The organism is Prescottella subtropica (assembly GCF_005434945.1).
Lineage (GTDB): Bacteria > Actinomycetota > Actinomycetes > Mycobacteriales > Mycobacteriaceae > Prescottella > Prescottella subtropica.
The window spans coordinates 42,284-64,476 of the sequence record NZ_SKCH01000013.1 but is presented as its reverse complement, the minus strand read 5'-3'; the positions used below and the strand labels follow the sequence as shown (position 1 = coordinate 64,476).

The following is a 22,193-nucleotide window of genomic DNA, read 5'->3' as shown; positions in this document are numbered from 1 at the left end:
CTGGGTGTCGGTGGTCAGTGCTGGACTGCGGCGGCCGCGGCGCGGGCGGCGTGCGGTGCCGCGTCGGCGATCTTCGAGAAGGCGTCGTCGTCGAGGGCCGACGAGACGAACCATGCCTCGAACGCGCTCGGCGGGGCGTAGACGCCGCGGGCGAGCAGGGTGTGGAAGAAGTCGGGGAACCGCCACGTGTCGGCGGCCTTGGCCTCCGCGTAGTCGGTGACCGGGTTCTCGGTGAAGAACACACTGACCAGGGTGCCCGCGTACTGGACGCGGTGCGCGACCCCCTCCGCGGTGAGCGCGTCCCCGAGCAAGGTGCCGAGGGTGTGGGCGTTGCGTTCGAGGGCCGCGTAGACGGCGTCGTCCGCGGCACGCAGGTTCGCGAGACCGGCGGCGACGGCGACGGGATTCCCGGACAGGGTGCCCGCCTGGTAGACGGGGCCGGTGGGGGCCAGCTTGGCCATGACGTCGGCGCGGCCACCGAACGCGGCGGCGGGCAGGCCACCGCTCATCACCTTGCCGAACGTGTACAGGTCACCGGCGACGCCGTCGCGGCCGAACCAGCCGGAGCGGCTGACCCGGAAACCGGTCATGACCTCGTCCATGATCAGCAGGGCGCCGTGCTCGCGGGTGAGTGCCCGCAGGCCCTCGTTGAAGCCGGGCAGCGGGGCGATCGCGCCCATGTTGCCGGCAGCGGCCTCGGTGATGACGCACGCGATCTGGCCGGGGTTCGCCTCGAACACGGCGCGCACGGCCTCGAGATCGTTGTAGGGGACGACGATGGTGTCCTCGGCCTGCGCGCCGGTCACGCCGGGCGAGGTGGGCAGGCCGAACGTGGCCAGGCCGGAGCCGGCGTCGGCGAGCAGTGCGTCGACGTGGCCGTGGTAGCAGCCGGAGAACTTGACGATCTTGGACCGTCCGGTGAAGCCGCGGGCCAGGCGCACCGCGCTCATCGTGGCCTCGGTGCCCGAGTTGACCAGGCGCACCTGCTCGACCGGGGCGACCCGGGAGACGATCTCCTCCGCGAGCGTGATCTCCCCCTCGGTGGGGGCACCGAACGACAGCCCGCCGGTCGCGGCCTGCTGCACGGCCTCGACGACCGCCGGATGCGCGTGACCCAGGATCATCGGACCCCACGAGCACACCAGGTCGACGTAGTCGTTGCCGTCGACGTCGGTGAGGGTGCAGCCGGACGCCGACGCGATGAACCGGGGGGCACCGCCGACCGAACCGAACGCGCGGACCGGGGAGTTGACGCCGCCGGGGATGACCTCGGACGCCCTGGCGAAGAGCTGAGCGGAACGGGTGTCACGACGGTCGGGCCCGGAGCCGGACCCGCGGGGGGCAGCAGTCACGACTTCCAGTGTCCCAGTTCTGTCGAATTCGACAACGACAGGGTGTAGGAGGTGGCCGGAATCACACGGCGTCGGCGTGTCGGTTCGTGCAGGTGGGGACGGTGCACGTCGCTTCCGGCAGGGTCGGCCGGTGACCGGCGAACCGTGTCCGGTAACTCCAGATTCGCGATATTCTCCTGCAAGACCATCCGGTCTGTGATGCAGCACACGGATGGCCGTCGAACGATACCGACGCCACGTTTCGGGCGTCCCGGACCCGACGAAGGACAGGACATGAGCAGCGACAGCGACACAGCCGCCACCGGTGTTCCCACACAAGACCCGATCCGTGCCGTGACCGGATTCCTGCGCCGGATCCCGCTCACCGTGGCGGTGTCCGTCGTGCTGCTCGTGTCCGGTGCGGTCTCGGGCGGGCTGTGGCGGTCGGTGCACACCGCGTCGTGGTTCGACACGGTCGCCTACGGCGTGCCCGCGTTGCAGGACGGCCGGTGGTGGACGGTGTTCTCGGGTCCGTGGCTCGGGCTCACCCCGGCCCAGTTCTGGTCGCTGATCGTGCTGGTGGCGCTCGGTCTGGGGATCGGCGAGTGGCGGATGGGGTGGCGGGTGACCGCGCTCGTCGCGGTGGCCGGGCAGCTCGTCGGGGTGCTCGGCGCGTGTGCGCTGCTGATCCTGGGCGACGCGACCGGCTGGGAGTGGGCCGCCGGGTTGGCGGACGTGTGGGACGTCGGCTGCACGACGGCCGTGGTGGCGGCGCTGACCGCGGCGACCGCGACGGTGCCGTCGCCGTGGCGGCTGCGCAGCCGCGCCCTGATCTACTGCTACGTGATCGTGTCGTTCCTGTTCCTGGGGAGCTTCGCCGACGTCACCCACCTGGTGGCGTTCACGGTGTTCCTGTTCGCCGGGGAGCGGTGGTTGTCCGGTTCCGAGCACGGTCTCGCGCCGCGGACGCGCCGGGAGACCCGGTTGCTGGCGGCGGCCGGTCTGTGGCTGCTCGCGGCCGTGCACGTCGTGGTGTTCTTCTTCCCCGGCCGGGGACCGTTCGGCCCGACCGAGGCACACGAGGCCGCCTGGTGGTCGACGGCGGTCTCGGTGGCGGTGGCGGTCGCGTTCGCCGAGCAGTTGCGGCGCGGCCGCCGCTGGGCGTGGGCGTCGACGCTGGGGTACGCGGTGTTCTCGGTGGCCGTCACGCTCCTGGTGGTGGTGCTGGTGGTCGCCACGGATTTCGAGAGTGTCGGCGCGGTCACCGCCGGGACGGGCCTGTTGTGGGCGGGTGAGGCGGCACTGCTGGTGTGGGGGCGACGCGCGTTCACGGTGCCGTGGCGGCGGACGGTCGCCGGCGGCCCGGCCCCGGCCGGGGACGTCGTCGACGGTGTCCGAACCCTGTTGCGCCGGCACGGCGGCAGCACGATGTCGTGGATGATCACGTGGGACGGGACGAACTATCTGTTCGCCGACGACGGCGACGGGGTGATCGGCTACCGGCGGCACGCCGGCACGGTGATCGCGCTGGCCGATCCGGTGGCCGCGCCCGGCCGCCGCGCCGATCTGGTGCAGTCGTTCGTCCGCTTCGCGGAGGCGCAGGCGGCGACGCCGTGCCTGTTCTCGGTGTCCGAGCAGACCGCCGAGATCGCCCGCGGCCTCGGCTGGCGGACGTTGCAGATCGCCGAGGACACCATCATCGACCTGCCGGACCTCGCGTTGACCGGCAAGAAGTGGCAGAACGTCCGGTCGGCGCTGAACAAGGCGGAGAAGGCCGGCACCACGTTCGTCCTCGGCCGGCTGCGGGACCAGCCGTCGGACGTCCTCTCTCAGGTGCGCGGCATCTCCGAGCAGTGGGTCGGCGAGAAGGACCTGCCGGAGATGGGGTTCACTCTCGGCACCGTAGAGGAGGCCCTCGACGACGACGTCCGCGTGGCGTTGGCTGCGGACGAGGCGGGCACCGTGCTGGCGGTGCTGTCGTGGCTGCCGGTGTACGGCGGCTCCGACGGAACCGTCCGGGGCTGGACGCTCGACGTGATGCGCAAGCGGACCGGCCCCGAGGCGAACAATGTGATCGAATTCCTCGTCGCGCGTTCGGCGTTCGCGTTCCGCGACGAGGGCGCCGAGTTCGTGTCGCTGTCCGGGGCGCCGCTCGCGCAGTCCGGCGACGACGAGATCCGCGGCATCGACCGGGGCCTCGACCTCATCGGTGAGGCGCTCGAACCGTTCTACGGGTTCCGGTCGCTGCACCAGTTCAAGACGAAGTTCAATCCGCGGTTCGAGCCGGTGCACCTGTGTTTCCGGGACGAGGCGGACCTGCCGCGGATCGGGCTGGCGATCTCCCGGGCGTATCTGCCGACGGCGACCCCCCGCCAGTTGGCGGCGATGATGACGTCCGGGCGCGAGCGGTGACGCACTGGTTCACGTCGACGATCGTCGACACCGGACGGCTGCCGCTGTTCTTCATGATGGCGGCGTTCGTGGTGGCGTTCCTGTTCATCCGGGTCAGTGTGCGGATGATCCGCGCCGAGGTGTCGTGGTGGCCGGGCAACGTGACACCGGGCGGGCTGCACATCCACCACGTGGTGTTCGGCCTGGTGATGATGCTGGTGTCCGGGTTCGGGTTCATCGCGCTCGCGAATTTCCACACGCCCGTGGCGAACTGCGTGCTGGCGGCGATCTTCGGTGTCGGCTCGGCGCTGGTGCTCGACGAGTTCGCCCTGGTCCTGCACCTGCGGGACGTGTACTGGTCGGAGGAGGGCCGCACCAGCATCGACGCGGTGTTCGTGGGCTTCGCGATCACGGTGCTGTTCCTGCTCGGGGTGCATCCCCTGGGCCTCGACGACGACATCGACACCGAGAGCCCGGCGTGGCTCGCGGTGAGCGTGGTGCTGCTGCTGATCCAGTACGGGCTCGCGATGATCGTGCTGCTCAAGGGCAAGATCTGGACGGGACTGCTCGGACTGTTCTTCGTGCCGCTGCTGCTCGTCGGGTCGATCCGGCTCGCCCGCCCCACCTCCCCGTGGGCGCGCTGGCGGTACACGTCGAATCCGGGGAAGCAGGCTCGGGCCGCGGTGCGGGACACCAGGTTCCACGCCCCGACCACCCGCGCGAAGATCCGCGTCCAGGAGGCCGTCGCCGGCCGGTTCGACAAGACGCCGACGTCGTGACCCGCCCTACCCCTGCGGGCTCACCCACAGCACCTGGTCGCCGGAGCCGTTGTCGGTGGTGACGAGGAGGCTGCCGTCGGGCATGCGGGTGGCCGACCGGAGTCGGCCGTACTCGCCCTCGAGCACCGACGCGGCGCCGACGACGCTACGGCCGTCGCCCGAGAGTTGCAGCAGCAGAAGCTTCTTCGCCTGCTGACTGGTGACGGCGAGCGCCCCGTCCCACGCACCCCAGGCTGCGCCGTCGACGAAGGTGCCGCCGGGGGTGGCGATGGTGGGCTTGCCGGAACTCCACACGGCGGCAACCGCGCCGGGAACCCGGACGGGGTCGGTCATGGGCACGGATTCGTCGTACACGAACGGGATCCGGTCCGGACGCCACCCGTAGTTGTCGCCGGCCGCGAGGAGGTTCACCTCGTCGTCGCGGTCCGTGCCCTGCTCGATGTTGTACAGCCGGCCGGAATCCGGTTGCAAGGCCAGGCCCTGCGAGTTGCGGTGCCCGAGTGTGAACACCGGGCTGCCCGGGTCCGGGTTCCCGACGGCGGGGCTGCCGTCGGCGTCGATGTGCAACACCTTGCCGCCGAGGACCGTCCGATCCTGCGGCACCGTCGGGTTCGCCGAGTCGCCCGTGCCGACGTACAGGGTGCCGTCGGGGTGCGCGAGGATCCGGCAACCGCCGTGCCGGCCGCCCTCACCGACCGGGATGCCGGTGAGCACGTCACCCGTGCGGGTGAGGGTCGTCCATCCGGGATCGACCGTCCAGGACACGACGCGGATGTCGGTGCCGTTGTCGTTGCCGCCGAGACTGCCGGTCACACTGCCGAGTGATCCGGTGTCGACGGAGTCGCCGGCCGTGCCGCGATGTCCCTGGCACGTGTACACGGTGCGACCGGACGCGAAATCGGCGGCGAGTGCGATGCCCATGAGGCCGGTCTCGCCCTCGGCGTACAGATCGGACAGGTCGGCGGCCACCTCGCCGCTGCTGCCGTCGGCACGTTTCACGACGAACCGGCCCGACCGCTCCCCGGTGAGGATCGCCCCGTCCGGGGCGACCACCACATCCCACGGCCTGACGAGACCGTCCAGGACCGTGGTCACCTCGAGATCCGGCACCGGTGCTGCCGGGTCCGCGCACGCCGCCGACACCGACCCGATCGACACGACCGCCGCCGCGGCGACCACCCCCACTGTCCTGACCACAGTCCGCACGATCGCCCCTCCCACCGTCGGTGTCGCGGCCCACGCTACGACACGACAGCGGCCCGCGTGTGCCGAAAACCGCGTGGCGACAGACTGTTTCCGGACACTCGAGGCACACTGGGCGCCGTGGAGCAGACACGATGACGACGTGGGTGGAAGTCCTGGTGACCATGACCGACGGGCCGAGCCTGCCGATCCGGGGTGTCGTCCGGAGAACGTCGGACGAGCCGGAGAACCTCGCGTTCATGGGAGGGTCGCCGATATTCGTCGGCATCGGTGACGCCGTCCGGATCTGGCGGGACGGCGCGAAGGTCCGCATCGAAACCTTGGGCGAGCAGCCGCTGTTCGTCACGGACGGCGAGACCGCATGGAAATTCGACGGCACCGAGCAGCCGCCGCTGCGCGGCACGATCGGTCAGGTCCGCTATCTCGGCACCGGCCGCGAAGTGGTGTTCACCCGCAACTCCCGCGACTGGGTCGGCGACGACTACGCCCGCCCGGCCGGGCCGATCCGGGAGGTCGAGTTCCTCGGCCGGAACTGCTGGGTCGTGGATCTCGCACCCCCACCCCGCAAGGAGGGACTGCTGCGCCTCCTGGTCGACCGGGCCAGCGGGGCCGTGCTCTCCGAGAGCAACACCGCGGGCGGGCACCACGTCGCCTACACCGAGGTCACGGTCGGCGAGCCGATCGACCCCGCCGTGTTCACGTGGACCGGCCCGTCGCGCGACGTCGACGAGGAGGGACGCTCCCGCGGCGAGGAGCGGCGCCGGGAACACGAGAGCAGGCTGGACTGGTTCCGCATCCACGTCGCGGACGAGTTGCCGACGCTGCGGATTCCGACGGCACTACGCCTCGAGCGGATGCTCGAACTCGACGAGGACACCGGCGCGTTCCAGGCCGCGATCGGTGCCGGTGCCACGCATCTGATGCTGGCCCGCCGTCCGGCATCCGACCAGCCGTGGGTGCTGCGGCGAGCGCACGGCACGATCCACCGCTGGTCGACCGACGGCTTCGACTGGGCGGTGAATCTACCCGACGGAGAACTCGACGCCGAATCTCTCGGCGTCCTCCAGCACGCCCTGACTCAGCACACGATCTCGTAGCCGGCTTCCTTGACGGCGGCGGCGACGGAGATGGTGTCGAGTGGGCCGGTGCTGGTGACGATGACGCGTCCGGCATCGACGTCGACGTCGACGTTCCGGACGCCGACGAGCGCACCGAGTTCCTCGGTGACGGCGGCGGCGCAGTGCTGGCAGGTCATGCCCTTGACGGTGTAGGCGTGTTGCACGACGGTCTCCTCCCGGAGTTCCACTTCAGGGTTCCGTCTCAGGATGCCACGTCAGGATTTCACGAGGCGGGCGATCGCGTCGGATGCTTCCTTGACCTTCGCGTCGGCTTCGGGGCCGCCCTTCTTCGCGGCCTCGACGACGCATCCCGCGAGGTGCGATTCGAGCAGTTTCAGCGACACCGACTGCAGTGCCGACGTCGCGGCGGACACCTGGGTGAGCACGTCGATGCAGTAGCGGTCGTCGGCGATCATGCGGGAGATGCCCTGCACCTGACCCTCGATGCGTCGGAGGCGCTTGAGGAGGTCGTCCTGCTGCGGGGTGTATCCGTTCATGCCCCGATGGTACCCCCGGTGGGTACCTTTCGGGAGGTGACGAGACGCCGTCCGGCGTCGAGCACGAGCAGTCCCGCGGCGAGGACGGCCGCGAATGCGCCGCTGATCCAACTGCCGGAGTACTGCGTGACGGTGTACGACGGCGCCCCCGGCAGCAGCGGCCCGAACTCGGCGGTCGTCATGCCCTGCCGCCAGCACAACACTGCGAGAACCGCCGCCGCGGCAGCGGCCACGACCTCCACCACACCCCACCTCACGATCGCGTCCCCGTCGTGCAGTCGAGGAGCGCGTCGCGCAGGCCGTCGTCGTCGCGGGCCCACGCCTGCACCAGAGATCCGTCGCGCAGACGCAACCCGATCCCCTTCCGTCGGCGCGGGATACCGGACAGTTCCCCGAGGCTGCGGGAACTCTCCCAGCGTTGCGGGTCGTCGGCGTACAGGTCGGCCTTCGGCAGAACAGCCGCGATGTCGGCGACCGGGAGTTCCTCGGCCCCCTGCCGCAGCATCTCCCGGGTGAGTGTCACGGTCACGTGCCGGCGGGCGGCGACCACCTGGACGGCGACGATCCCGGCGAGGATCACCGCGAACAGGGGCAGCGCGAACCAGTGCACGACCGGACCGGTGAACAGTTCGATCACGAGAGCGACGACGCAGATCAGCGGCCCGTACACGACGGTCCGCCAGCGTCCACCCGACTCCTCGAACAGGACGTCCGGGTCAGTCGGTGTTGCTGCGGTACCACTCACGCGCACCCTCCCGGTACACCAGCACGTCAGCGACGATCAGCAGTACCGGCAGCGGCAGCAGCACCGGGGTGAGCATTCCGAGTGCGATGAACACGGTCACCGCGGCCGCGAACGCACCGGACAGTGCCACCACGATGTTCCGCAGACGGGGTCGTCCCCCGCTCGCGGGTGCGGCGAGGAAACCGATGACGATGCCCGCCAGCAGCGACAGGACGCCGAGTATCCGCAGCAGCCACACGAACGAGTCGGCGGTCGATCCGATGCGTTCCTCGATCGCGTCCGCCGACGTGGTGGCCGCGAGCAACCCGATCAGTACCATCGCGGCGCCACACACCACCCAGATCCAGTAGGCGGCGACGACGGTGCGGGGGGTCCGTGGGGTCGGGGGGATCGGTGAACTCACTTCCCCATCTTGAAGCATCGGCTCAGCGCGCCGGCGGCAGGTTCAGGAAGTACGCGTTGGATTCCTTGCGGTGCATCAGGACGATCGCCCCGACCGCGACGACGGCCTGCAGGATGCCGGCGCCGCCCATGACGAGCGCCGCTCCCCCGGTCGCCGCGCCCACCCCGAACAGGGTGGGCAGCGCGGAGAACACCGTGAACACGCCGGCCATCGTGAGCAGCATCCGCGCCCAGTTGCGGCCCTTGCGCATCTTGAACGCCAGCAGCAGCGTCAGACCGCCCAGGACGAGTGTCATCAGGATCCCGGTGCCGACGAGTCCGAACACCAGCAGCTGTTCGGCCTGTTCCCGCGTCACCTGCACGTCGGGTTGCTTCGCGAACTCGTCCATCAGCTGGTCGACGAACGTCGTCCGGTCGCTGTACACGAACGCCAGCGCCGAGATCAGATAGACGACGCCGAGGCCCGCGACCCCGAGCCACAACTGGAACGCCGTCGCCACATCGGTGGGCACCGGCTTGTGCTCCGGCGCCGCCGGCGGCATCGGGTACTGCCCGGCCGGGTACTGGCCCGTCGGATACTGCGGCGTACCGGGCCACGGATCCGGCTGCTGCGGGGGCTGCCCCGGCGACTGGGACGATCCGGGCCACTGTTCGCTCATGCCAGCCATCCTGCCGCCTCGGCGGCCCAGTAGGTGAGGACGATGTCGGCACCCGCGCGACGGATGCTCAGCAGCGATTCGAGGATCGCGGCGTCCCGGTCGATCCAGCCGTTCTGCGCGGCCGCGGTGATCATCGCGTACTCGCCGGAGATCTGGTAGGCGGCCACCGGCACCGTCGACCGGTCCGCGACCTCACGCAACACGTCCAGATACGCCATGGCCGGCTTGACCATCACCAGATCCGCACCCTCGGCGAGGTCGAGATCCACCTCGAGCAACGACTCACGGCGGTTCGCCGGATCCTGCTGATAGGTGCGACGGTCCCCCTCCAGGGACGATCCGACAGCCTCCCGGAACGGTCCGTAGAACGCGGACGCGTACTTCGCCGAATACGCCAACTGTCCGACGTCGATGTGACCGGCCGCATCCAGACCCGCACGGATCGCGGCGACCTGGCCGTCCATCATGCCGCTCGGTCCGAGCAGGTGCGCGCCCGCATCGGCCTGCGCGACCGCCATGTCCACATAGCGGGCCAGCGTCGCATCGTTGTCGACACGCCCGTCGGCGGTGAGGACACCGCAGTGCCCGTGCGCGGTGAACTCGTCGAGACACGTGTCGGCCATCAGGACCGTCGCGTCACCGAGATCGGCCGCCAGCGCAGCGAGCCCCCGATTGAGGATGCCGCCCGGATCCGTCGCCCCCGACCCGCACGCATCCTTGTCCTCCTCGCGCGGCACCCCGAACAGCATCAGCCCGCCGACCCCCGCGGCGACCGCATCGGACGCGGCCGCCCGCAGCGAATCGAGCGTGTGCTGGACGACGCCCGGCATCGACGAGATCGGCCGCGGCGCGTCGATACCGTCGGCGACGAACATCGGCAGCACCAGATGCCGCGGCTCCAACGACGTCTCGGCAACCAACCGGCGCAACGCCGGCGTCCCCCGCAGACGGCGGGGACGACGGGTGGGGAAGATGGGGGACACAGGGGACACAGGGGACACAGGGGACACAGCCCTCCTTCGTCGGGCCTGTGCGCCTTTTTGGTAGCTCCAGCTACCAAAAAGGCGCACAGCGATGTCAGCGCCGGGCGCGGGACTTCTTGCGCGGCGGGGGCAGTGCGCCCTCGGCGCGCAGTCGGGCGGCGTGCTCGGCGAGCGCCTCGACGAGGGGACCCATCTGCGCGGTCTCCGGTTGGACGTCGACGCGCAGACCGAACTCGATGGCGGTCTCGGCGGTCTTGGGGCCGATGCACGCGACGATCGTGCGGGCGTGCGGTTTGCCGGCGATGCCGACGAGGTTGCGCACGGTCGACGACGACGTGAAGCACACGGCGTCGAAGCCACCCGTCTTGATCATTTCGCGGGTCTCGGCCGGCGGCGGCGCCGCCCGCACGGTGCGGTAGGCGGTGACGTCGTCGATTTCCCAGCCGCGTTCGCGCAGGCCCTCGGCGAGGGTTTCGGTGGCGATGTCGGCGCGCGGCAGCAGGACCCGGTTGACCGGGTCGAACACCTCGTCGTAGGGCGGGAAGTCGGCGAGCAGGCCCTCGCTGGACTGTTCACCGGACGGCAGCAGTTCCGGGTTGATGCCGAACGAGCGGACCTTCTCCGCGGTGGCTTCGCCGACGCAGGCGATCTTCACACCCGAGAAGGCGCGGGCGTCGAGGCCGAATGCCTCGAACTTCTCCCACACGGCGCGGACCGCGTTGGTGGAGGTGAACACGACCCACTGGAAGCGGCCGTCGACCAGGCCCTTGACGGCCCGCTCCATCTGGGCGGGGCTGCGGGGCGGCTCGACCGCGATGGTCGGCACCTCGATGGGGATGGCGCCGTGTGTGACGAGCCGGTTGCTCATGTCGGCGGCCTGTTCCTTGGTGCGCGGCACCAGGACGGTCCAGCCGTACAGGGCGCGGGACTCCCACCAGGACAGCTTGTTGCGCTGTCCGACGATCTTGCCGACGGTGACGATGAGCGGGCCGACCAGTTCGGAGCCGGTCTCGTTGAGGGTCGCGAGGGTCGCCTCGACGGTGCGCTGCTGCCGGGTGGTGCCGCGGACGGTGATCGCGGCCGGGGTCTGCGGGGCCAGCCCGTGCTCGACGAGTGCGCTCGCGGTCTCGGCGAGGTGCGCGGCGCTCGCGTGCAGCACCAGCGGGCCGGGGGCGGCGGCCAGCGCCTTCCAGTCGACCTCGCCGCGCACGTCGGCCTCGGTGTGGGTGGAGCCGAGCGCCATGCCGGCGTAGCTCGGGACGGTCGACCCGGACGGCAGGCCGGGCAGCACCTCGAACACCACCTGGGTGCGGGCGACTGCGTTGACCTCGGCGATCACCGAATCGGATGTCAGTGGGTCACCGGCGACGAGACGGACCACGTCGTGGCCGTTCTTCGCCTCGGCGACGAGGGTCTTGGCGACCTCGGCGGGCTCACCCAGTGCGGGCCGGACCTCGGCGATCGGCTCACCGGTCTCGGGGTGGTGTCCGAGCTCGGTGCCGACCAGCGCGGTGACGCCCTTGTCGACGTCGGGGTCGGTGAAGGCCAGCGCCGCCGACGCGAGGACGTCCCGCGCGCGGACGGTGAGCAGCGCCGGGTCGCCGGGACCCGATCCCACGAAGAGGATCCGTCCGGGGCTGTTCTTACGGACTCGGCTCATCGGTAGTTCTCCAGTGCGGTGTCATGTCGATGGGGAAAAAGTGCAATATCGGGTCGTCGGGGGTGTATCCGGTCAAGCATCGGCATCACCGTCCGCACCAGTTGTCATCAGGTCTCGTGCACCGAGGTCGAGGAGTTCGCGTGCCACCGCACGCCCCAGCTCGTCCGCACGTTCGGGCGCCCCCACGGCACTCGCCCGGATCACATCGGAGCCGTCGAGTGCGGCGGCACAGCCGCGCACCGACAGTTCCTCGAACACCCGACCGTCGTCGTCGAGCGATTCGACGATTTCGGCGATCGCGCCGACCGGGGCCGTGCAGCCTGCCTCGAGTTCGGCGAGCAGTGCCCGCTCGGCGACGACGGCGGCGCGGGCGGCCGCGTCGTCGAGTTGCGCGAGCACCGCGACCAGTTCCGGGTTGTCGGTGCGGCATTCGACGGCCAGCGCGCCCTGCGACGGCGCCGGCAGCATCTGCACCGGTTCGAGGGTTTCGGTGATGACGTCGGCGCGGCCGATCCGGGACAGGCCGGCGCGGGCGATCACGATCGCGTCGAGTTCCCCGGACGCCACTTTGCCGATACGGGTGTCGATGTTGCCGCGCAGCGGCTCGATCTCGAGGCCCAGTCCGAGGGCGCGCAGTTGGGCGCGGCGGCGCGGCGCGGACGTGCCGACCTTCGATCCGGGCGGCAGTTCGCCGAGGACGAGTCCGTCCCGGGCGACGAGCGCGTCCCGCGGATCCTCCCGGACGGGGACCGCAGCGATCGTCAGGTCGTCGGGCTGCGCGGTCGGCAGGTCCTTGAAGGAGTGCACGGCGACGTCGACGTCGCCGGCGAGCAGTGCCTCACGCAGTTCGGCGACGAAGACACCGACGCCGATGCGCTGTACCGGGCCGGCGGTGACGTCACCCTTGGTCGTGATGATCACCAGTTCGGCGGGATGCCCGGCCGCGATCAACGCGTCCCGCACGGTGCCTGCCTGCGTCGTGGCCAGCAGGCTGCCACGGGTTCCGATTCGCAGGACGCTCATGCCTGCACATCCTTTCCGGTGACACCGCTCCCGGCCGGGAACTCACCGAGGTCGGTGGGAGAGGCGACGGCCTCGGCCACGCCGGGGCTCAGCTCGAACAGTTCGCGCAGCGCGGCCGCGTACGAGTCGCCGCCGGGGGCGGACGCGAGTTGTTTGACCCGCACCGTCGGCGCGTGCAGCAGTTTCTCGACGACGCGGCGCACCGTGTTGGCGACCTCGTCGCGCTGCGGATCCGCGAGGGGCAGCCGCGAGTCGAGGCGCATCAGTTCCGCCTCGACCACCTCGGCGGCACGTCGGCGCAGCGCCGTCACGGTGGGGGTGACCTCCGCGAGTCGCTGCGACGCCAGGTACTGGGACAGTTCGGAGGCGACGATCGCACGGGCCGCTTCGGCGTCGGACGCGGCGGCCCCGGCAGCCGGATCCCGTTGCAGCGCAGCCATGTCCAGCACGACGACGTCCGGCAGTCCGGCGACGGACGGTTCCACGTCGCGGGGCAGGCCGAGGTCGCAGATCACCAGCGGACGGTTCCCGTCCCTGCCGGTACCGGCGAGGGCGCGGTGGGTGTCGGCGAGGGTGACGACCGAGCCGACCGCGCCGGTGCAGGTGACGAGGACGTCCGAGTCGGCCATCGCCGCCGACAGGTCGTCGAAGTCGATCGCGGTCGCGTCGACACCGTTGCCCGCCGCGGTGGCGGCGAGGTGTTCGGCGCGGGCCCGGGTGCGGTTGACGACGAGGATGCGGCCGATACCGGCGCGGGTGAGATGCGCGACCGACAGGCTGCCCATCGCGCCGGCGCCGAGCACGACGGCGGTGCGCCCGGCCAGTCCACCGTCGCCGAGGATCCCGGCGGCCCGGTCGAGGGCGACGGACACGACGGACGCGCCGGCGGCGTCGATCCCGGTCTCCGAGTGCACCCGCTTGCCGACCCGCAGTGCCTGCTGCGCCAGTTCGTGCAGCGCCCGCCCGGCGGCCTGCTGCGCGTCGGCGGCGGCGTACGCGGTCCGGATCTGGCCGAGGATCTGCTGCTCGCCGACGACCATCGAGTCGAGCCCGCCGGCGACCGCGAACAGGTGCTCGGCGGCGGCCTCGCTGTAGCGGACGTACGCGTGCTGGTGCAGTTCGGTGAGGGCGAGTCCCGAATGCGCGGAGAGCAACTCACTGATGTCGGTGAGGGCGCCGTGGAACGCGCCGACGACCGCATAGATCTCGATGCGGTTGCACGTCGAGACGATCATCGCCTCCGAGATGTGGGCCGAGGCCAGCATCTTGTCCGTCAGCTTGGGGCGGTCGGTGTCCGTGACCGCGATCCGCTCGAGGACGGAGACGGGAGCACTGCGATGCGAGATCCCGACGAGAAGCACACTCACGACCTGATCACCGATCCATTTCCGGTCGAAACGCCGACCGCCGCAGTCGCGGCGGGAATCTGGGAACTATCCGACTCGTCCGGCGGCGTATTACGCGCCATGTTGAACGAGAGGACCTGCATCTCCATCGCGAGATCGACCCGGCGCAACTCCACGTGGTCGGGGATCTCGAGCGTGAGGGGAGAGAAACTGAGAATGCAGCGCAGACCGGCGGCGACGAGCTGGTCGCACACGTCCTGCGCGGCGGCGTCGGGGGTCGCGATGACGCCGATCGTCGGATCGAGTTCGCGGCACGCGTCGGCGAGTTCGGCGACGTCCCGCACCGCCAGTGCGCCGATACGGGTGCCGATGCACGCCGGATCGTTGTCGAACAGACCGACCATGGAGAAGCCGCGGCGGTCGAAACCGCCGTACCCGGCCAGGGCCCGGCCCAGATTGCCGACACCGATCAGGACGACGCGATGCCCGCGGTCCAGTCCGAGCGCCGATTCGATCCGGGCCCGCAGCCGGGTGACGTCGTAGCCGACGCCACGAACACCGTTGGGACCCAGGTACGACAGATCCTTGCGGAGCTTGGCCGAACCCACACCCGACGCGGTGGCCAGTTCCTCGCTCGACACGATGAGCACACCGTCGTCGGCGAGCACACCCAGGACCCGCAGGTACGTCGCCAGACGCGTCACCGTAGCCTGGGGGAGATCACGTTGCCGGGGAACAGGCGTCGCAGCCGATGCGTTCCTGCGACGGGAAGCGGACGGGGCAGCCCCGGTGACACCGCGGGCCGATGCCCCCCGAGTCCGGTGCTGTTCGGTCACGTCGATGGCTCCTCGTCCGGTCGGCCGTGTACCCCGGCCTTCCACGGAAGCGCCGGGGGATTTGTTCACACCACGGTAACCGCTTGTGAAGCCATGCACAAAGTTGCCCGACGGCCGCCGCACGTGCTCTCACCTGCACCGTGATCGTTTCCGGTTGCCGAAGGTGACCCACCCCACTCCCCCGTCGGCGCGCCGAGGCCGGACCGGATTTCAGCCCACGGAACGGTCCGCGAGGTCCGCGCGCAGCCGATCCTCGTCGACTTCCCAGTAGCTGTGCTCCCTGCCGTCGAGCAGAACGACCGGCAACCGGTCGCCGTACTCGGCCCGCAGATCCGGCTGCTCCGACGCCGCTTCGTCGACGTCGATGCAGGTCAGTTCCAGATCGAACTCGCCGCAGATCCCGTCGAGCAGTTCCCGGGCGGGAACGCACGCGCCGCAACCCGCGCGAGTGAGCAGGGTGATCCGATGCCGCGACTGATCCATGCGGTCCAGTCTCCCCCACCCACGACCGGTGCCCGATCACCGGCGCGGTCACCGCCGAGTTCCCGACCGGCACGTTTCGAGACGAACATCACACGCCGACGACGCGGGGTGCATCCGCCGGGATCCCCGCGGTTCGCCCGGCTAGGGTGAGCGGCAGGTGTCAGCGACACAGGAGGTGCGTGTGCCTGGGCGATCACTGCCGATCGGCGCGAGGTTCGGTGTGGGCGTGTCCGGGATCCTGCGCCCCGGCCGCCGCCGGATCCGGAATCTGCTGGGCCCGAGCGCGGCCGAACTGCGCGCCAACGTCGCCGGGGAGGCCAGCGCCGACGCCGCGCTCGCGCTGCAGGAGGCCGAACTCACCGAGATCGCCGAGGCCGCGACGATCCCCGAACCGTCGATCGAGCCCACCGAACCCGCCGAGCCGCCGGCGCCCACGGTCCCCCGTGACCTGACCGCCGCCGCGTTCTTCGACGTCGACAACACGATGGTGCAGGGCGCGTCGATCATCCACTTCGCCCGCGGCCTCGCCGCCCGCAAATACCTCAAGACGTCCGACCTGCTCGACTTCGCGTGGAAGCAGGTCAAGTTCCGGGTCACCGGCAAGGAGAACAGCGACGACGTCGCGCAGGGCCGGGAGAAGGCGCTGTCGTTCGTCGCGGGCCGCTCCACCGCCGAACTGGCCCGCCTCGGCGAGGAGATCTACGACGAGGTCATCGCCGACAAGATCTGGGACGGCACCCGGGCGCTCGCGCAGATGCATCTCGACGCCGGCCAGCAGGTGTGGCTGGTGACCGCGACCCCCGTCGAACTGGCGCAGGTGATCGCGAAACGGCTCGGGTTGACGGGCGCGCTGGGGACCGTCGCCGAGAGCGAGGACGGCGTGTTCACCGGTCGGCTCGTCGGCGACATCCTGCACGGTCTCGGGAAGGCGCACGCGGTGCGCACCCTCGCAATCCGGGAGGGCCTGAACCTCAAGCGGTGCACCGCCTACTCGGACAGCTACAACGACGTCCCGATGCTGTCGCTCGTCGGCACCGCCGTCGCCGTCAACCCGGACGCGGACCTGCGTGAGCTCGCGAAGAACCGCAGCTGGGAGGTGCGGGACTTCCGCACCGGACGCAAGGCCGCGAAGGTCGGGATCCCGACGGCACTGCTGATCGGTGCGATCGGCGGCGCCGTCGGCGCGATCCTCAGCCGACGGCGGGAACGGGCGCTCGCGGCCCGCTGAGCCCGCCGGCCTCGCGCGTCAGCCCAGGAAGACGTTGCCGCGCCGCGCCAGCAGCCGGTAGAGGGTCTGCTGGATCGTCTCCCGGACGTGGTCGGTGACCTCGAACAGCACCATCGGGTCGTCGGCCTCGGCGGGATCGTAGGTGTCGGTGACGATCGGGGTGCCGAACTCGATGTACCACTTGGACGGCAGTGGCACGAGCCCGAGCGGCCCGAGGTGCGGAAACAGCGGCGTGACCGGGAAGTACGGCATGTTCAGCAACCGGGCGAGCGGTGCGATGTCACCGATCTTCGGGTAGATCTCCTCGGATCCGACGATCGAGCACGGGATGATCGGCACGCCCGCCCGCATCGCCGCGGACACGAACCCGCCGCGGCCGAAGCGTTGCAGTTTGTAGCGCTCGGAGAACGGTTTCCCGATGCCCTTGAACCCCTCCGGGAACACCGCGGCGACCTCACCGCCGCGCAGCAGCCGTTCGGCGTCCGGGTGGCAGGCGAGGGTGTGCCCGGCCTTGCGGGCGATGTTGCCGACCACCGGCATCTCGAACGCCATGTCGGCGGCGAGCATCCGCAGCGCCCGCTGCCGCGGATGGTGGTCGTGGACGGCGACCGACGTCATGAGTGCGTCGATCGGGACGACCCCCGCATGGTTGGCGACGACCAGCGCGCCGCCCTCGGCGGGAATGTTCTCCACACCGACCGTCTCCACCCGGAACCACTTCTCGAACAGTGGGCGCAGCGCCGGCAGGAACACCGCGTCCGTGAAGTGCGGGTCGTACCCGAACTCGTCGACCTCGTAGTCGCCGGCGAGGCGCCGTCGCACGAATCCGGCCGCACCGGTGACCTGACCGACGACCCGGCTGCGCAGCCCGTCCAGCGGGGACGCGGGACGCGGGTCCGGCCCGGCGGCGCCCTCCGATGTCCCGCCGATGTCCGGGGTGGTCGCCGGTTCCGGGGCGGACGACGCCGGATGCTGCACCGTGCGCCGGCGGTCCGGGCCGCCGTGCAGTGGAATCACCTTCGCCACGTCGTTCACGAGAGTCCCCTGATCATCGTCGACTCGACCCGGTCCACCCAGCCGGGATCGATCACCGGTTCGAGCCCGCTGCCGCGGACGAAGTCGTCGACCGCCTGCAGCGTCGTCCAGCGCGGCTCGAAGCCGAGTTCGGTACGCATGCGGGTGGTGTCGAGGCCGCACCCGAAATGGAAGTAGTCGAGCTGTTCACGGGTGAACGACGCCATCTGGGATCCGGTCAGTGCCCGCCCCACGCTGCGGAACAACGCGAACGGCATCGGCACCTCGACGCGTCCGGCCCGGCGGATCGCCTGCGACATCATCACCGCCCCGTCCCCGGCGACGTTGAACGTCCCGGACGGGCCGGCGACCGTCGCCCGGTGCAGCACCGCGAGCGCGTCCTCCTCGTGCAGCAACTGCATGCGGGCGTCCCGGCCCAGGATGCTCGGGACGATCGGCGACGACAGGTACCGCGCCACCCAGCCGTGCCGGCGTGGACCCATGAGCGGCGCCAACCGCAGGATCGACACGGCGATGTCGGGGCGGCGCCTACCGAGACCGCGGGCGTAGCCCTCGATGTCGATGCAGTCGCGGGCCCACGCCCCCTGCGGGGGCCGGCGCGCGCTCATCTCCTCGGTGAACTTGGCCGGGTCCTTCGCGCTGCTGCCGTACACCGCGGACGCGGACCGCAGCACCACCTTCCGGACGCTCGGCGCCTTCTGGCAGACGGCGAACAACTGCATCGCACCGATGACGTTCATGTCCTTCATCGCCGCCCGACTGCCGGACTTCGGGGCCTGCGCGACGGTCGACGCGTGCACGACCGTGTCGACCTCGGCCCCGCGGATCACCTTCCCGATGAGCGGGCCGCGGATGTCGGCGCGGACGAACTCGGCGCGGCCCATCCGCCGCATCATGTCCTTGCTGGGTGAGACGGCGTCGACCGCGACGACCCGCTCGATCGACGGGTCCTGCGCGAGCCGCGACACCAGGAACCCGCCCGGGAACCGGCTGGCGCCGGTCACCAGCACCACCTTCGGCGGCTGCACCCCACGCTCGTCAGGACTCACCGTGACCCCCACTCTCGTCGCCCTGAGGCGAGCCTAACGAAAACCGGGGGCCGGGGACGGGTTCGACGCGAGCATTTACACGGTGGCAACACGCGCACGACCGGTCTGTCGCGGCAGCCCCCCGGACGCGCGAATGCCCGCCACCGGAATCGGTGACGGGCATTCGAGCTCGTGAAGCCGCGGAGGCTTACTTACCGAGCTTCCGACGCTGGACGCGCGTGCGACGGAGCAGCTTGCGGTGCTTCTTCTTCGACATACGCTTGCGACGCTTCTTGATCACTGAACCCATGGTGGGTGTCCCTCTTCTCTAGCGTTCAGCGCACGCCGGTCACGTACGCCTGTGTCATTTACTGGCGCTTCAGGCCTCGTTTGCCACTGGCCGCTCTCACGACCCCAGCGCCTGACGGACACCGGCTGGCTGGTACGACGACTCACGATCGTACCGGGACGGGTGGGCTCGGCGAAAACCGAGGTTCCCGACCCGTCCGGCGACGTGTCAGCCGACGTCGAAATACGAGGTTTCGAGATAGTCGTGCACCGCTTTCGCGTGCACCCGGAACGAGCGTCCGACGCGCACCGCCGGCAACTCGCCACTGTGCACGAGCCGGTACACCGTCATCTTCGAGACTCGCATCAGGGCCGCGACCTCCGCGACCGTGAGGAACTGTGTCGCGGCGAGACTCGTCCCGCCGACACCGTCCCGGTTTTCCACTTTGGCCGGCTTCATCGGGCTTGCCGGATTCTCTCCAGATCCCATCTGTCCACTTACCTCCGGCACATGTCGCGCCGCCGGCTTCCCCTCCGGCGGAACAGACACGCACGTGCTGCCCCGAGCTTAGCGGGACCAGAGGGAACGATGCGACGGGTGTGACAAACAAGATCGCGAATCGAGACCTAGTCGGTCGTGCTTCCCAGCTCGGCCGAGCGGTCCCGGGCCGCGGCGAGTGCGTCGTAGAACGCGGTGCGCAGGCCCCCGCGTTCGAGCTGACGTACGGCCGCCGCCGTCGTGCCACCCGGCGAGGTGACCGCGGCCCGCAACTCGTGCGCGTTCTCCCCCGACTCGGCGAGCATCGCCGCCGACCCGACCATCGTCTGCACCACCAGTTCGCTCGCCGTCGCCCGGGTCAGGCCGAGCGCCACACCGGCATCGATCATCGCCTCGACGACAAGGAAGAAGTACGCGGGACCGGAACCGGACACCGCGGTGACCGCGTCGATCTGCGACTCCGGGACGACGGTGACGGTGCCGACGGCCCCCAGGATCGACCGCACCAGATCGAGATGCTCGGCCTTGACGTGCCGGCCCGGAGCGAGAACGCTCGCACCCTGCCCCACCAGCATCGGAGTGTTCGGCATGACCCGCACCACCGGGAACCCGGCGGGCAGCTTCACCTCGTAGCGCACCGTCGGGATACCGGCCGCGAGCGAGACCAGCATCTGCTCCTGCGCACCGTCGAGGTCGACCTTGCCGAGCGCGGCGAGCACCGCATCGACATCCGTCGGCTTCACAGCCACCACGATCACGTCCGCGCCCTCAGCGGCGTCCTCGATCGTCGTGACGCGGATCGAGTACGCCGCGGACAACTCCTGCGCCCGCGGCTCGTACTGCTCGGCGACAACCAGGTCCCGCGTCGCGTGACCACCCTGCAACAGTCCCGAGATCAGGGCCTCACCGATCTTGCCGCCACCGATCACCGCAATTCTCGTCATGCGGACAGCGTAGGCGCTTCGCACCTGTGCGCCTTTTTGGTAGTACCCACTACCAAAAAGGCGCACAGGCAGCTCCGCTGCTCACCTCGGGATCATCGCGAGCTGGCGGCTCTGCACGACGACGGCGCCGGTGGAGTCGAGAACGGTGTGGTCTTCTTCGAACCAGGTGTCGCCGAGGACGGTGGAGCTGGCCATGACCCGGAGCCAGCCGGGGGCGGGGCGGCGGCGCAGGTAGGTGGTGAGCTGCACGGTCGGCGCCCACCCGAAGATGCCGCGGTTCATGGTGACCGGCGCGCAGATGTCGCCGGTCATGATCGCGAACAGTGCCGCGGTGGCGGGATCCTCCTCGTCGGCGGGCCACGGCCGCGCCCACATCCGGACCTGCGGTTCGCCCTGCCGGCCGCGCAGGAAGTGTGCGGAGGAGCCGTCGACGCTCAGGTCGCAGCCCTGTGACAGGTGCACGACCTGCGCCATCGGATGGTCGGCGGTCATCGCCTGCGCGTCGGCGGACGGTTCGGCGGGCAGTCCGTCGAGCACGTGCGACTCGACGTAGTGCGGGTCGCCCGCGTCGGGGACGCCGAGGGTGACGGCGGCGTGTACGGCGGGCCGGCCGGCCTGGGACAGTTCGACGTCGACGAGCGAGACCTGCCGGCCGCGCTTGCGGACGGTGGCGACCACGTCGACGTCGCCGGGGTCGGGGGCGGCGAGGTAGTTGGCGCTGACGGCGAGGGGCGCGACCGCCGGGTCGACGGGGAGGTCCGCCTGGGCCGTCTCGGTGAGTTCGCGCAGGGCCGCGGCCGCGCACACCGCCATCATGCTGCCGCCGTGCACCTTGGGGCCGATGGTCCAGATGGGGTCGATGTGGGCGGTGTAGTGGCCGGACCCGGCCGTGGTGAGAGTGGTGAGGTCCAGAAAGGGGTGGTCGGTCACGGTCGGTCCTGCCTGTCGGGGGTGGGGTCGGGGGATGCTGCGGGTGGCGCGAAATCGTCGAAGGTGCCGGAGCCGAACCGGCCGGCACCGATGTCCTGGTGGGCGAGTCGGCGCAGGGCGGCGAGGACGGGTTCGTAGATGGCGGTGCCGAGGACCGCGTACTCGATCGCCGATTCGACGGAGTCGGTGGGCATGAGGTCGAGGTCGATCTCGGCGATGGCGCGGATGTGCCGCGCGTACACGTCGAGGCGTTCGTCGGTCATCGGCAGGCCGACGGTCTCGGCGGCGGCCAGGGCCCGTTCGAGTTGCGCGACAACGGGATACGACGGGTCGTACACCTGACCGATGCGGTCGAGGACGGCCCGCGCGCGGGGATGGCCGGCGGCCGGGACGTCGTCGTCGGCAGGGTACGGCGGCAGGGCGGCGATCGCGCGGCCGACGGTTTCGAAGACGGTGTCGGCGGGACGGTCGATCAGACGGACGACGACGCGGATCTTGCCGAGCGGCAGTCCGACACCGACGAGGGCCTTGACGAGGGCGAGGCGTCGCACGTGCTGTTCGCCGTACTCGGCCTGTGTCGCACTGCGGGGCGTGCCGGGCATGAGCAGTCCCTCGCGCAGGTAGTACTTGACGGTGGCCAGGGGCACGCCGCTGGCGGCCACCAGTTCGGACACCCGCATCGCGGTCTCCCCTCTCGGCGGCGTCGGCGTGCCGGTCGACGTCGAACCTTATTGGATAGTTCTACTATCCAATAAGGGCCGTGGCTACCCCACCCTGTGTTCCTC

At 70.5% G+C, this 22,193-nt stretch carries 24 protein-coding genes and 1 pseudogene; 4 read left to right on the top strand and 21 right to left on the bottom strand.

All coding sequences use genetic code 11. The annotated features are described in order from the left end of the window. Nucleotides 1-14: 14 nt before the first annotated feature. Nucleotides 15-1,352: a glutamate-1-semialdehyde 2,1-aminomutase gene (gene hemL / locus E0497_RS13145; protein ID WP_137725246.1), complete on the bottom strand. Its 1,338-nt coding sequence runs from the start codon at nt 1,350-1,352 to the stop codon at nt 15-17. Between the two features lie 273 nt (nt 1,353-1,625). Here hemL and E0497_RS13140 point away from each other — a divergent pair, with 273 nt between their 5' ends. Continuing rightward, complete coding sequence (locus E0497_RS13140) at nt 1,626-3,743, top strand: bifunctional lysylphosphatidylglycerol flippase/synthetase MprF (protein ID WP_137725245.1); 2,118 nt, start codon at nt 1,626-1,628, stop codon at nt 3,741-3,743. Next, nucleotides 3,740-4,480: pseudogene (locus E0497_RS13135) on the top strand (hypothetical protein); the annotation flags it as partial. The gene E0497_RS13140 and the pseudogene E0497_RS13135, both read left to right, overlap by 4 nt. A gap of 27 nt (nt 4,481-4,507) precedes the next feature. Here E0497_RS13135 and E0497_RS13130 read toward each other — a convergent pair. Beyond that, on the bottom strand, nt 4,508-5,707 hold the full coding sequence (locus E0497_RS13130; RefSeq protein WP_137725243.1) for a PQQ-dependent sugar dehydrogenase: 1,200 nt from the start codon (nt 5,705-5,707) through the stop codon (nt 4,508-4,510). A gap of 131 nt (nt 5,708-5,838) precedes the next feature. Between E0497_RS13130 and E0497_RS13125 the strand changes: the two genes are divergently transcribed. After that, a complete protein-coding gene (locus E0497_RS13125; RefSeq protein ID WP_137725242.1) occupies nt 5,839-6,801 on the top strand; it encodes a hypothetical protein in 963 nt (320 codons plus the stop codon). Here the strand turns inward: E0497_RS13125 and E0497_RS13120 are convergent. From E0497_RS13120 to E0497_RS13065, 12 genes are all read right to left on the bottom strand, one after another. After that, on the bottom strand, nt 6,783-7,010 hold the full coding sequence (locus E0497_RS13120; RefSeq protein ID WP_421958344.1) for a heavy-metal-associated domain-containing protein: 228 nt from the start codon (nt 7,008-7,010) through the stop codon (nt 6,783-6,785). The genes E0497_RS13125 and E0497_RS13120 overlap by 19 nt on opposite strands. Nucleotides 7,011-7,037: 27 nt before the next feature. Further along, on the bottom strand, nt 7,038-7,319 hold the full coding sequence (locus tag E0497_RS13115) for a metal-sensitive transcriptional regulator (RefSeq protein ID WP_137725241.1): 282 nt from the start codon (nt 7,317-7,319) through the stop codon (nt 7,038-7,040). Next, nucleotides 7,316-7,576, bottom strand: coding sequence for a hypothetical protein (locus E0497_RS13110; RefSeq protein ID WP_241665858.1), 261 nt, complete (start codon nt 7,574-7,576; stop codon nt 7,316-7,318). The genes E0497_RS13115 and E0497_RS13110 overlap by 4 nt, the downstream gene beginning before the upstream one ends. Beyond that, nucleotides 7,573-8,064, bottom strand: coding sequence for a hypothetical protein (locus E0497_RS13105; RefSeq protein ID WP_137725240.1), 492 nt, complete (start codon nt 8,062-8,064; stop codon nt 7,573-7,575). The genes E0497_RS13110 and E0497_RS13105 overlap by 4 nt, the downstream gene beginning before the upstream one ends. Then, nucleotides 8,036-8,467, bottom strand: coding sequence for a hypothetical protein (locus E0497_RS13100; RefSeq protein ID WP_241665857.1), 432 nt, complete (start codon nt 8,465-8,467; stop codon nt 8,036-8,038). Before E0497_RS13100 ends, E0497_RS13105 begins: the two co-directional genes overlap by 29 nt. A gap of 22 nt (nt 8,468-8,489) precedes the next feature. Then, entirely contained in the window at nt 8,490-9,125 is a 636-nt protein-coding gene (locus tag E0497_RS13095; RefSeq protein ID WP_137725238.1) for a hypothetical protein, read from the bottom strand. Beyond that, complete coding sequence (gene hemB, locus E0497_RS13090; protein WP_137725285.1) at nt 9,122-10,099, bottom strand: porphobilinogen synthase; 978 nt, start codon at nt 10,097-10,099, stop codon at nt 9,122-9,124. Before hemB ends, E0497_RS13095 begins: the two co-directional genes overlap by 4 nt. 103 nt (nt 10,100-10,202) lie before the next feature. Then, nucleotides 10,203-11,768 (bottom strand): bifunctional uroporphyrinogen-III C-methyltransferase/uroporphyrinogen-III synthase, encoded by a 1,566-nt coding sequence (locus tag E0497_RS13085; RefSeq protein WP_137725237.1) that lies wholly within the window; start codon nt 11,766-11,768, stop codon nt 10,203-10,205. Between the two features lie 72 nt (nt 11,769-11,840). Beyond that, nucleotides 11,841-12,791: a hydroxymethylbilane synthase gene (hemC, locus tag E0497_RS13080; protein WP_137725236.1), complete on the bottom strand. Its 951-nt coding sequence runs from the start codon at nt 12,789-12,791 to the stop codon at nt 11,841-11,843. Next, complete coding sequence (locus tag E0497_RS13075) at nt 12,788-14,158, bottom strand: glutamyl-tRNA reductase (protein ID WP_137725235.1); 1,371 nt, start codon at nt 14,156-14,158, stop codon at nt 12,788-12,790. The genes hemC and E0497_RS13075 overlap by 4 nt, the downstream gene beginning before the upstream one ends. Then, a complete protein-coding gene (locus tag E0497_RS13070; protein WP_241665856.1) occupies nt 14,155-14,973 on the bottom strand; it encodes a redox-sensing transcriptional repressor Rex in 819 nt (272 codons plus the stop codon). Before E0497_RS13070 ends, E0497_RS13075 begins: the two co-directional genes overlap by 4 nt. Nucleotides 14,974-15,183: 210 nt before the next feature. Continuing rightward, entirely contained in the window at nt 15,184-15,456 is a 273-nt protein-coding gene (locus tag E0497_RS13065) for a glutaredoxin family protein (RefSeq protein WP_137725233.1), read from the bottom strand. Nucleotides 15,457-15,637: 181 nt separating this feature from the next. Between E0497_RS13065 and E0497_RS13060 the strand changes: the two genes are divergently transcribed. Beyond that, the gene (locus tag E0497_RS13060) at nt 15,638-16,684 is read left to right on the top strand and encodes an HAD family hydrolase (RefSeq protein ID WP_137725232.1); all 1,047 of its coding nucleotides are present in this window, start codon (nt 15,638-15,640) and stop codon (nt 16,682-16,684) included. A gap of 18 nt (nt 16,685-16,702) precedes the next feature. Here the strand turns inward: E0497_RS13060 and E0497_RS13055 are convergent, their stop codons facing one another. The 7 genes from E0497_RS13055 to E0497_RS13025 all read right to left on the bottom strand — a co-directional run bounded on the left by E0497_RS13055 (nt 16,703) and on the right by E0497_RS13025 (nt 22,088). Continuing rightward, nucleotides 16,703-17,719, bottom strand: coding sequence for a lysophospholipid acyltransferase family protein (locus tag E0497_RS13055; RefSeq protein ID WP_241665855.1), 1,017 nt, complete (start codon nt 17,717-17,719; stop codon nt 16,703-16,705). Next, the gene (locus tag E0497_RS13050; RefSeq protein WP_170312969.1) at nt 17,716-18,768 is read right to left on the bottom strand and encodes an NAD-dependent epimerase/dehydratase family protein; all 1,053 of its coding nucleotides are present in this window, start codon (nt 18,766-18,768) and stop codon (nt 17,716-17,718) included. Before E0497_RS13050 ends, E0497_RS13055 begins: the two co-directional genes overlap by 4 nt. A 187-nt stretch (nt 18,769-18,955) precedes the next feature. Further along, nucleotides 18,956-19,057 carry a 30S ribosomal protein bS22 gene (locus E0497_RS13045; RefSeq protein WP_003402602.1) on the bottom strand — a complete coding sequence of 34 codons (102 nt, stop codon included), beginning with the start codon at nt 19,055-19,057 and terminating at the stop codon, nt 18,956-18,958. A 207-nt stretch (nt 19,058-19,264) separates the two neighbouring features. Continuing rightward, nucleotides 19,265-19,495 (bottom strand): helix-turn-helix domain-containing protein, encoded by a 231-nt coding sequence (locus E0497_RS13040; protein ID WP_137725231.1) that lies wholly within the window; start codon nt 19,493-19,495, stop codon nt 19,265-19,267. 167 nt (nt 19,496-19,662) lie between these two features. Next, a complete protein-coding gene (gene proC, locus E0497_RS13035) occupies nt 19,663-20,478 on the bottom strand; it encodes a pyrroline-5-carboxylate reductase (RefSeq protein ID WP_137725230.1) in 816 nt (271 codons plus the stop codon). An 81-nt stretch (nt 20,479-20,559) separates the two neighbouring features. Beyond that, the gene (locus E0497_RS13030) at nt 20,560-21,408 is read right to left on the bottom strand and encodes a thioesterase family protein (protein ID WP_137725229.1); all 849 of its coding nucleotides are present in this window, start codon (nt 21,406-21,408) and stop codon (nt 20,560-20,562) included. Continuing rightward, nucleotides 21,405-22,088 (bottom strand): MerR family transcriptional regulator, encoded by a 684-nt coding sequence (locus tag E0497_RS13025; RefSeq protein ID WP_137725228.1) that lies wholly within the window; start codon nt 22,086-22,088, stop codon nt 21,405-21,407. Before E0497_RS13025 ends, E0497_RS13030 begins: the two co-directional genes overlap by 4 nt. Nucleotides 22,089-22,193 lie beyond the last annotated feature (105 nt).